The sequence below is a fragment of the Neoroseomonas eburnea genome, from assembly GCF_018129005.1.
GTDB classification, from domain to species: domain Bacteria; phylum Pseudomonadota; class Alphaproteobacteria; order Acetobacterales; family Acetobacteraceae; genus Neoroseomonas; species Neoroseomonas eburnea.
This window is the reverse complement of record NZ_JAAEDL010000015.1, coordinates 1-9,991: the sequence shown is the minus strand read 5'-3', so window position 1 is coordinate 9,991 and position 9,991 is coordinate 1. Positions and strand designations below refer to the sequence as shown.

The 9,991-nt window shown below is 72.5% G+C and carries 9 protein-coding genes; 8 read left to right on the top strand and 1 reads right to left on the bottom strand.

Features of this window, described 5'->3' with window-relative positions; genetic code table 11:
- Positions 1-89 precede the first annotated feature (89 nt).
- From GXW74_RS15500 to GXW74_RS15470, 7 genes are all read left to right on the top strand, one after another.
- Positions 90-854: a DNA adenine methylase gene (locus tag GXW74_RS15500; protein WP_211847433.1), complete on the top strand. Its 765-nt coding sequence runs from the start codon at positions 90-92 to the stop codon at positions 852-854.
- A gap of 469 nt (positions 855-1,323) precedes the next feature.
- Entirely contained in the window at positions 1,324-2,661 is a 1,338-nt protein-coding gene (locus tag GXW74_RS15495) for an ATP-binding protein (RefSeq protein ID WP_211847432.1), read from the top strand.
- A gap of 187 nt (positions 2,662-2,848) precedes the next feature.
- Positions 2,849-3,706: an aldose epimerase family protein gene (locus tag GXW74_RS15490; protein WP_211847431.1), complete on the top strand. Its 858-nt coding sequence runs from the start codon at positions 2,849-2,851 to the stop codon at positions 3,704-3,706.
- A gap of 9 nt (positions 3,707-3,715) precedes the next feature.
- Entirely contained in the window at positions 3,716-4,879 is a 1,164-nt protein-coding gene (locus GXW74_RS15485; protein WP_211847430.1) for an FAD-dependent oxidoreductase, read from the top strand.
- Complete coding sequence (locus GXW74_RS15480; protein ID WP_211847429.1) at positions 4,876-6,492, top strand: acyl-CoA dehydrogenase family protein; 1,617 nt, start codon at positions 4,876-4,878, stop codon at positions 6,490-6,492. The genes GXW74_RS15485 and GXW74_RS15480 overlap by 4 nt, the downstream gene beginning before the upstream one ends.
- Positions 6,493-6,754: 262 nt before the next feature.
- Entirely contained in the window at positions 6,755-6,895 is a 141-nt protein-coding gene (locus GXW74_RS15475; protein ID WP_211847428.1) for a hypothetical protein, read from the top strand.
- Between the two features lie 62 nt (positions 6,896-6,957).
- A complete protein-coding gene (locus GXW74_RS15470; RefSeq protein ID WP_211847427.1) occupies positions 6,958-7,536 on the top strand; it encodes a GNAT family N-acetyltransferase in 579 nt (192 codons plus the stop codon).
- A gap of 78 nt (positions 7,537-7,614) precedes the next feature.
- On the opposite strand, the gene GXW74_RS15465 is transcribed toward GXW74_RS15470, so the two are convergent.
- Positions 7,615-9,060, bottom strand: a complete 1,446-nt coding sequence (locus GXW74_RS15465) for a phenylacetate--CoA ligase family protein (protein ID WP_211847426.1) — start codon at positions 9,058-9,060, stop codon at positions 7,615-7,617.
- A 136-nt stretch (positions 9,061-9,196) separates the two neighbouring features.
- On the opposite strand from GXW74_RS15465, the gene GXW74_RS15460 reads away from it, so the two are divergent.
- The gene (locus tag GXW74_RS15460; protein ID WP_211847425.1) at positions 9,197-9,658 is read left to right on the top strand and encodes a hypothetical protein; all 462 of its coding nucleotides are present in this window, start codon (positions 9,197-9,199) and stop codon (positions 9,656-9,658) included.
- Positions 9,659-9,991: the final 333 nt, after the last annotated feature.

Below are 9,991 nucleotides of genomic sequence, written 5' to 3'. Positions count from 1 at the left end.
GGCGCGACCGGGATAGACCGTGTGAGATTGCCGTGGAGTTACCGTCTAATCTGATCCCCGCCCGCCCTGCCGTGCCCGTAGCGGCATGGATGGGAGGCAAGAAGCTGCTCGCGAAGCGCATCATCGAGCGCCTCGCGGCCATCCCCCACACCGCCTATGTCGAGCCGTTCATTGGCATGGGGGGAGTGTTCCTCCGTCGACCCTTCCGCGCGAAGGCGGAGGTCATCAACGACCTGTCGGGGGACGTCGCGACCCTGTTCCGGGTCCTGCAGCGCCACTACGAGCCCTTCCTCGACATGCTGCGCTGGCGCCTGACCAGCCGCGACGAGTTCCAGCGCCTCCTGGCTCAACGGCCTGAGACGCTGACGGACCTCGAGCGCGCGGCCCGGTTCATCTACCTCCAGCGGGTCTCTTGGGGTGGAAAGGTGACGGGGAGGGTCTTTCAGGTTTCCCTGACGCACCCTGGCAAGTTCAACATCACTCGCCTCGCGACGGTGCTGGAGGAGGTCCATGAGCGCCTGGCTGGCGTGGTCATTGAGCGCCTGCCCTACCAGGAGCTGATCCCCCGCTACGATCGGCCGGGGACGCTGTTCTATCTCGACCCGCCCTATTGGGGCTGCGAGAGCGTCTATGGACAGGAGCTGTTCAGCCGCGACGACTTCACCCGCCTGGCGGGGGTGCTCCGCGGCATCCGCGGCCGATTCGTCATGAGCCTGAATGACCACCCCGGGGTGCGGGAGGTCTTCGCCGGGTTCGCGATGGAGGTCGTCGAGACCACCTATGCCATGGGCTACCGGACCGGCAGGGAGACCCAACGGGTGCGGGAGCTGCTGATCACGGGCGGTGGAGGGTAGCCCTCGCGCGGGCCCGTCGCCAGCCGTAGGGTGCGGCGTCATGGCCCGGCCGCGCATCACGATCGAGACGCCAGCGATCGCAGCTGCGAGGGCGGGTCAGTGGCTAGAGGCGACGTGCAAGCGTTGCCGTCACCATGCCTTGATTGCGCCGGGGCGGTATGGAGTTGCGGCCTCCCGTCCTCTGGGCCGGCTCGGAGCGATCCTTCGATGCACGGGCTGCGGCGTCCGTGGGGCGGTCCATCTGGTGATGGTGGATCGTGATTAGGGGGGCCTCAGACGGCTCTGAGAGCTCTCTTAGGGTGCCGCTTCGGAGAGCCGATCAACCGCTCGCGTTGGGGGTCTATGGCCATCATGACAGGGGTCCGGAACCATGTGGCAGAATGTCCGGAACGTTGTGGCCGGCTACAGCCAAGGTCACAAAGGAAGGAGGGGGGGTCGGGGGGAGTTCCCTCCCCCCCACCATAAACCCATGACCCCCATCACCGTGCTTCGCCGTCTGGTCCCCCGTGGCCTGCTCGGCCGTGCGCTGCTCATCATCCTGGTGCCGCTGGTCGTTCTCCAGGTCATCGCGCTCTACCTCTTCTACGGCAGCCATCTCGACGTCATCTCCCGCCGCCTCGCCGGCGCGGTGGCGGGCGACGTGGCCATGGTGGTGGAGTTGCTGTCGCGCCACCCGCGGGAGGAGGAGCGCGGCTGGATCTTTCGCGAGGCCGCCTGGCGGCTCGATCTCTCCCTCGCTTTCGAACAGGGCGCGGTGCTTGGGCCGGCGGCGCATCGGGGTGCCTCCCTGCCGCTGCTGCCGCTGGAGGAAGACCTGGCCGACGCGTTGCGTGAACGCGTACGCCTGCCCTTCGACACCGACTGGCAGTCCGACCCGCGCAGCGTCATCATCCGCGTGCAGCTTCCCGATGGCGTGCTGCATGCGGAGGCCGCACGCAAGCGGCTGTTCAGCGGCACGCTCTATCTCTTCGTCTTCTGGGTGGTCGGTTCCTCCCTGCTGCTCTTCAGCGTCGCGGCGCTGTTCATGAAGAACCAGGTGCGCGCCATCCGGCGGCTCGCCGAAGCGGCGGAAGCCTTCGGCCGCGGACGGGACCTCGGTCCGATGAAGCCGGAAGGGGCGGCGGAGGCGCGCCAGGCCGCCATCGCCTTCAACTCCATGCAGGGCCGCATCCGCCGCTTCGTCGAAAGCCGCACGGAGATGCTGGCCGGCATCAGCCACGACCTGCGCACGCCGCTCACGCGGCTGCGCCTCGGCCTCGCGATGCTGCCGGCCTCGGTGCATGACGACGCGGCGGCGATGACGCAGGACGTGGAGGAGATGGACCGGCTGATCGCCGCCTACCTCGCCTTCGCGCGTGGCGAGGGCACGGAGCAGGCGGCGCCGGCCGACCTCGCGGAACTGGTGGAGGAAGCCGCCGCCAAGGCGCGCCGCGACGGCGCCCAGGTCGATCTCGACCTGCCGGAGGGCGGTTTCGTGCTGCCGGTGCGCGCGGACGCGCTGCGGCGGTGCATCGGCAACCTGCTGGACAATGCCCGCAAGCATGCGCGGCGGATCGCGGTCGCGCTGTCCCGCGTGCCGCGCGGGGAGGCCGGGGCCTGGGCGGTGGTCACGGTGGATGACGACGGCCCGGGGATCCCGGAGGAGCAGCGGGAGGAAGCCTTCAAGCCCTTCGCGTCCTTCTCCGCCGGCGGCACCGGGCTTGGCCTTGCCATCGCGCGGGATATCGCGCGGGCGCATGGCGGCGACATCGTGCTGGAGGCAAGCCCGCTCGGCGGGTTGCGCGCGCGGGTGCGGCTGCCGGTCTGATGCCGGCCGGCCTCGGCGGCATGAGCCCGGCACCGGAGGATCGGCCCGGGTGGATCCGGCGTCCGTCGTGGCGGCACGAGGAAGGGGGGCACCCGCCGGCCGATCCGCCAGCCGGCCGAGGCTCCGCCGGGGGCTCACCCGCACTTCCGTGCTGGGCGCGCGGCCGCGGTTGCGGTGCAATGCCGGCATGGACGGGTTGACGATCGCGATCGCCGGCGGCGCCTGGGATGCACGGATCGCGCCGGCTGATGGCGGCGGCTTGATCGCGCTGCGCCATGGCGGGCAGGATGTGCTGGTGGCCGCGCCCGCGGGCGCCCGGCTCGGCGGCCCCTTCGGGGCCTTCTGGATGATCCCCTGGGCGAACCGGCTCGACGCCGGCCGGCTCGGCCCGCATCGGCTGCCGGTGAACCGGCCGCAGGACGGCACCGCCATCCACGGCCTGTCGCGGGACCAGCCCTGGCGCGTCGCGCAGCGCCTGGAGGACCGGGTGATCCTGGTGCAGGACATCGACGTCGCGCCCTACAGCTACGCCGCCGGTCTGGTCATCGCGGCGGGGGCGGGGGATTTCACCCTGGACCTCGCCGTCACCAATGCCGGCGATGTGCCGCTGCCCTTCGGCGCCGGCTGGCATCCGTGGTTCGTGCGGCCGCCGGGCACGCGGATCGCCTTCCGCGCCACCCATCGCTGTACGCACGATTCGCGCTGCCTTCCGGTCGCCGCCGCGCCGAGCCCGGGGCTCGACGGCGGGGAGGAGGCCCTTCTCGGTCTCGACACCCATTTCGCCGGCTGGGACGGGGTGGCACGGATCGCCTGGCCGGGCCGGACGCTGACGATGACGGCCACGGGCGCGCTGGCCACCAATCTGCAGGTCTATGCGCCGCGGGACCGCCCGGTGCTCTGCGTGGAGCCTTCCTCCCACCTGCCCGATGCGGTGAACCGGCCGGAACTGGCCCCGCTCGGGCCGATGCAGGCGCTGGCGCCGGGGGAGACCCTCACCGGCCGCATCCGCCTCGACTGTTCACACGGGGCCGGCGCCGGGGCATAGGATGCCCGCATGGCTTCCACCCCCACCGCCCTGGTGCTCGGCGCCGGGATCATGGGCCTGTCCGCCGCCTGGGGTCTGGCGCGGCAGGGCTTTTCCGTCCGGATCGTCGAGCAGGACGAGGTACCGAACCCGCGCGGCGCCTCGGTCGACCATCACCGACTGATCCGCCACGCCTACGGGGCGCAGGCCGGCTACATGCGCATGGTCGATCCGGCCTATGCGGCGTGGGGCATGGTCTGGCGCGACCTCGGCGAGGCGCTGTACGTGCCGACCGGCGTGCTCGCCGTCTCCGGCAGCGCGGCCGGCTGGCTGGGCGCAAGCCGCGCGGCGCTCGCCGCCGGCGGTCACGCCTTCACCGACCTCACGGCCGCCGATGTCGCCGCGCGCTTCCCGATGCTGACCGAGGCCGGGATCGGCGCCGCCTTCCACATGGCCCCGGGCGGCGTGCTTCTCGCCGGGCGGATCGTGGAAGGGATGACGCGGCACCTGGCTACACGGGGAGTGACGATCGAGCGCGGGCGCGCCGTGGCGGTGGACCCGGCGCGCGGGGCCTTGCGGCTGGCCGATGGCCGCGAGCATTCCGCCGACCTGCTGGTCGTCGCGGCCGGTCCGTGGACGCCGCGCCTGCTGCCCGCGTCCATCGCACCGCGCGTGGTGGCGTCGCGCCAGATCATCGTCATGCTGGAAACGCCGCCGCAGCACCGCGAGCGCTGGGTGAACGGCCCGATGCTGCTCGACCTCGCCGAGGATGGCGGCTTCTACGCCGTGCCGCCGGTCGCCAGCACACCGCTCAAGATCGGCGACCACCGCTTCTCCCGCAGCGGCGACGCCGAGGCGGATGCGCGCGAGGCGACGGCGGCGGAAGCGGAGGAAATCCTCTCTTACGCCCGGCCGCGCCTGCGCGATGTCTCGGAATACCGCGTCGTCGGCGCGCGCGCCTGCTACTACGACGTGGAGGATGGCGAGCGCTTCGTGGTCGAACCGCTCGCGCCGCGCTGCCTGGTGATGTCCGGCTTCTCCGGCCATGGCTTCAAGTTCGGGCCGCTGCTCGGCCTCGCGGTCGCCGCCGCCGCGGCCGATCCGGCGCTGATGCCCGCGCTGCCCGGCTGGGCGGCGGGCGAAGCGCCGCCTGCCCCTGGTTTCATCGCTGCCCTCGAAGGCGTTCCCGCATGAGCACCACCGCTGCGACCGACCTCATCTTCGGCCTGACGCGCGTCGTCGGCCTTCCCGCGCTGACGGAGCGCGCCGGCGCGCCGCTGGCCGCCGAGGACATCGCGCAGATCGTCGAGGAAGCCGACCGGTTCTGCCGCGAAGTGCTGCAACCCGACGCCATGGCCGCCGACCGCGCCGGCGCCGTCTATGCGAACGGCACGGTCACCACGCCGCCGAGCTATCCGGCCGCCTACGCGAAATGGGTGGAAGGCGGCTGGCAGTCGCTCTCCGCCCCGGTCGATCACGGCGGGCAGGGCCTGCCGGCGGCGCTGTGGACCGCGATGGTCGAACTCGGCATGGCGGCGGATGCCTCCTTCATGCTCGGCCCGCTGCTGACCGCGGGCGCGATCGACTGCCTCCATCACTACGCGACGCCGGACCAGGCGGCGCGCTGGCTGCCGCGCATGGTGAGCGGCGAATGGACCGGCGCGATGTGCCTGACCGAGCCCGGCGCCGGCAGCGACCTCGGTGCGCTGAAGACGCGCGCCGAGCCGCTGCCCGGCGGCAGGTACGCGCTGCACGGCCAGAAGATCTTCATCACCTGGGGCGAGCACGACTGCACCGACAACATCGTCTACCTGGTGCTGGCGCGGCTGCCCGATGCGCCGCCGGGCTCGAAGGGCATCAGCCTCTTCGCCGCCACCAAGGTGAAGGAGGACGGCACGCGCAACGCGCTGCGCTGCGGCGGCATCGAGAAGAAGCTCGGCATCCACGGCAGCCCCACCTGCGTCATGCTGTTCGAGGGCGCGGAGGCCGAGCTGGTCGGCGAGCCGCACCGCGGCCTGCATGCGATGTTCGCGATGATGAACAATGCGCGCCTCGGCGTCGGCACGCAGGGCGTCGCGCACGGCGCCGCCGCGCTGCGCCTGGCGGAAGCCTATGCGGCGGAACGCGTGCAGGGCGGCCGGCCGATCGCGCAGCACCCCGATGTCGCGCGCATGCTGATGGAAATGCGTGCCGTCACCCTCGCCGCGCGGCTGCTGGCACTGGAGACCGCGTCCTGCGTCGACCGCCATGTCCTGCTCGGCGAGGAGGCGGCGCAGACGCGCCTCGCGCTGCTGACGCCGATTCTCAAGGCCTGGGGTACGGATCGCGGCGTGGAGACCGCCTCGACCGGCGTGCAGGTGCATGGCGGCATGGGCTTCATCGAGGATGCCGGCGCCGCCCAGGTGCTGCGGGACGCGCGCATCGCGCCGATCTACGAAGGCACCAACGGGATCCAGGCGATCGACCTGCTGGTGCGCAAGGTCGCGAAGGATGGCGGGGCGGAGATGCGCGCCCTGCTCGCCGAGGTGCGCGCCCTGCCGGATGCGCGGCTGCGCGCCGCGGCCGAGGCGCTGGAACGCGCCACCGCGACGGTGCTCGAGGCCCAGGGCCGGGATGCCGATGCCGGCCAGGCCGTGGCGGTGGCCTATCTCGATGCCGCGGGCTGGGTGCTCGGCGGCTGGATGCTGGCCCGTGCCGCCGCCGCGGCGCCGGAAACCTACGGCGCCATCGCCGATTTCTACCTTCGCCGGCTGTTGCCGCGTGCGACGGGACGGGCGGCGGAGATCGAGGGCGCGCTGGCGGCCTGATCGCGGCCCTCCTCGCCGCGACACCGGGCCGCCCGACGGGATCGGGTCGATCCGCGCGGGCGGGGTGCCGGCCCATAGGCGCCGCCGCGCAATCCGGCGCTCGCGGGGAATTGAGACCGGCCGGCGGGGCCCACCTCCATCGGGCCGCGGCGCGGTGGAGGACGTCGGCGTGCCGGCGCATGCGCCAGAGCAGATCCCGATCAGGTGGAATCACCTGATCGGGTAAAGATGCTCGCGAAAGCAAAAGGCTGGAGTGGTTGCCGTGAGCCAAGACGAACGGAGACCGCTCGAGGCCCGGCGTGCCGTGCCGCCGCTGGCGCGGATCCGACCGCTCGGCACCGGCGCCGGTGCCGGCATTCGCGGCGACCTCGTCGGGACCGTTGCGCGGAGCACGACGCCGTGAGGCATGCGCCGGACGCTGACGAAACGTCTGGAACGTTAACAATTCCCGGCTATGCTCCCGGCATGGTTGTGGACTCGCCTGCGCTTCCTGTCATCGAGACTCCACGACTCCGCCTGCGCTGCGCAGAGCCGCGCGACGCCGACGCGCTGGTCGCGATGATGAGCGAGACGGTCAGCCGGCGCCTTGCTTCCTGGCCCGTGCCCTACACGCGGCCGATGGCGCTGGACCGCATCGCCGGCGTGCGCCTGGCGGCGGCACAGGGCCGGTCCTTGCCGCTGGTGGTCGAGCGCAAGCCGGATGGCGCGGTGCTCGGCTGGATCAGCGCCTCCCGGGCGCCGGGGGACGAAACGACGGCGCTGCTCACTTATTGGCTCGGGGAGGCCCACCAGGGCCACGGCTACATGCGGGAGGCCGCCCGGGCCATGATCGACCACGCTTTCGCGATGATGAACGTCGCCCGGCTGCGGGCCGCCGTGCAGGGGGACAACGCCGCATCGCTTTCGGTCGTGCAACTGCTCGGCATGCGTCCACTGGGCGAAGGGCGCATCTGGTGCCCCGCCCGCGGGCGGGAGGAATCCTGCCTGTGGTTCGAACTGCCGCGCCCGGACACGGCCGCGCTGCCGACGATCGCGGCGGCCTGAAGGGCTGGAGCGGCCTCCGTTCGCCTTCGCTCGCTGCACCGCACCCGCCTCCTGCTTCTGGCGCGCATCTTCGCCCGATCAGGCGAGCCCGCCTGATCCGGATCCGGCCTCGGCGTCCTCTGCCACCTGGCAGACGAAATCCTCGAACTTCCCGGCGGCGGTGCGCGGCAGCTCGGGCATCGCCTGCACCGCCACGGCGAAGGCCTCCCCGAACTTGGCCCGTGCCCAGGCGGCGACCGCCTCCTCCTCGGCCGGCCCCAGCGGCCGCGCCACCGCGAGCCTGACGTGCAAGCGGTCGGCGGCCGTCTGGATCACCTGGTGCTGCAGCACGGGCGGCGCCGCGGCGAGCAGCGCGCCGATGTCGGAGGAGGAGAGCAGCGGCCAGCGCCGCTCCCCGTTGGGCAGGCGCAGCATGTTCTGCCGGCGGCCGAGGATGCGCCTCAGCACCGGCAGGCCGCGGCCGCAGGGGCAGGGGGCGCCGGCTTCCGCCGCATCGCCGATGTCGTAGCGGATCAGCGGCATGGCGAGGTTGTGCAGCGGCGTGACCAGCACGCGGCCGGTCTCGCCAGGCGCGCAGGGCTGGCCGTCCTCGTCCACCACCTCCAGGCGAAGCCCCTCGGACTGGATGTGGAAATGCGGGTGGTCGGGGCATTGCAGCGCGAGATACCCGGCCTCCCGCGAGGAATAGACATCGACCACCGGCACGCCCCAGGCGGCTTCGATCGCGGCGCGGGCTTCCGGGCGCAGCGTCTCGGAAATGGCGACCACCTGCCGCAGGCGCGGCAGGCGCAGCCCGGCCTCCCGCGACGCCGTTGCCAGCCGTGCCAGGATGCTGGGGTGGGAGAGCAGGTAGTCCGGATCCCGCCGCACCAGCCAGTCGAGCTGCTGCGCGACCGGCGTGGTGACGTTGAGACTGACCAGCCGCCCGGTCTCGAACAGGGCGGCGCTGGAGAAGCCCCAGCCATCCGCGGTGTCGCCCTCGGGGTACATCGCCTTGCCGGCGCCGCTCTCGCGGATGACCGCAAGCGTGCCGGCCAGGTCGCGGCGGTGCCAGAGATGGTCGCGGATCGTGAAGGCGCTCCAGACCAGTTCCCAAAGCTGGCTGCGCACGGCGCGGATCGGCCGCCCGGTGGAGCCGGAGGTGAAGATCTCCCGGTACTCGCCATGGCCGGGCGGGAGGGCGTCGGCGAGCAGGGCCTCGCTTGCCTCCGCCGCCTGGATGTCCTCCCGCCGCAGGATCGGCACGGCCTGCCAGGTGGCTTCCCACGCCGCTTCGTCGGCGGGGTCAGGCCAATCCTGCGGCAATCGGCCGCGCCAGAAGGGCACATGGTCCCGCGCATGGGCGAGCAGCGCGGCGAGCTGGCGCCGCTGGGCGAGGCGCAGGCGCTCCGCCGGCCACCACTGCGTCTGTTCGAGCTGGAACAGGATGGCGAGCAGCGCGGCGCCGGACGGGCCGGGCAGGGCCGGCCACGCGATGCCCGGCACGGCCGAGGCGAGTTCGAGCGGCGGCAAGCAGCGGTCCATGGGCGGGAAGCTCCTGTGATCACCGCTCCGCATTTCGTGATATGGTCGCGGCCGTCCCTGCCGCGATTGCGCCATGCGAGCATGGCAGATTGTGGACAAGCGTTCATGTTCCGGCGCGCGAGCGGGAACGAGGAGGATGTCGATGCGACCGGTCGCGATCAGCGCGGTGATCCTGGGCGTGGCCCATGTGACGCTTGGTCTGACGGCCGCCGCGGCCGCACCTGCGGCGCCCGGCATGCTGCGCGTGGCGGTCGGCGAGGGGGCCGATGGCGGCGCCGGGGCGACCCTGGTCCGCGCCGGCGCGAGCCCCTTCCTGGCGGTGCCGGAGGCGCGGAGCCCCGCGCTGCTGCCGGTGGGCGAGGGCGGGGAAGGCGGTCGCGGACGCTGGCGGCGGCACGGCTATGCGCCGGGCTACTACTACGGCTGGGGACCGCCGCCGGGGTACTACTACGCGCCGCCGCCGCGTTACCGGCCCCCGCCGGCGTACTACGCACCCCCGCCGCGGGCGTACTACGCGCCGCCGCCGGTGTACTACGCGCCGCCTCCGCCCGTTTACTACGCGCCGGCGCCGGGGATCAGCCTGAACTTCCGGTTCTGAACGCGCGGTTTCGGTGTGGGCGGAGGACGGGGCGGCACCGTCGTGGTCCGCCGCCGCTTCGGCGAAGCGTGGTGCAAGAAGATGGCGTGTCCGGCGCGGGCCGGGCACCGCCGCTGGGGCTCTGAAAGTGCGGATCAGCGGAGCATCCGCGAACCGCACGGGCAGGCAGGGTTGGTGTGACGGCTGCCTGCGGGAGAAGCTGGTGCCCGCCGCCGGACTCGAACCGGCATGACCTTGCGGTCTGCGGATTTTAAGGACGGCTCGGCACGAGACAAGCACCGCTGCTGGTCCGCTTCCCTCAGGATTCCAGGGCGCTGATAACCCGCGCTTCGT

What these genes read in the sequence shown, in the direction of transcription:
- GXW74_RS15490 (WP_211847431.1), top strand. Translation starts at nt 2,849, where the DNA reads ATGGACGGGTTGACGATCGCGATCGCCGGCGGCGCCTGGGATGCACGG.
- GXW74_RS15460 (WP_211847425.1), top strand. Translation starts at nt 9,197, where the DNA reads ATGTCGATGCGACCGGTCGCGATCAGCGCGGTGATCCTGGGCGTGGCC.
- GXW74_RS15495 (WP_211847432.1), top strand. Translation starts at nt 1,324, where the DNA reads ATGACCCCCATCACCGTGCTTCGCCGTCTGGTCCCCCGTGGCCTGCTC.
- GXW74_RS15470 (WP_211847427.1), top strand. Translation starts at nt 6,958, where the DNA reads ATGGTTGTGGACTCGCCTGCGCTTCCTGTCATCGAGACTCCACGACTC.
- GXW74_RS15465 (WP_211847426.1), bottom strand. Translation starts at nt 9,060, where the DNA reads ATGGACCGCTGCTTGCCGCCGCTCGAACTCGCCTCGGCCGTGCCGGGC.
- GXW74_RS15485 (WP_211847430.1), top strand. Translation starts at nt 3,716, where the DNA reads ATGGCTTCCACCCCCACCGCCCTGGTGCTCGGCGCCGGGATCATGGGC.
- GXW74_RS15480 (WP_211847429.1), top strand. Translation starts at nt 4,876, where the DNA reads ATGAGCACCACCGCTGCGACCGACCTCATCTTCGGCCTGACGCGCGTC.
- GXW74_RS15500 (WP_211847433.1), top strand. Translation starts at nt 90, where the DNA reads ATGGGAGGCAAGAAGCTGCTCGCGAAGCGCATCATCGAGCGCCTCGCG.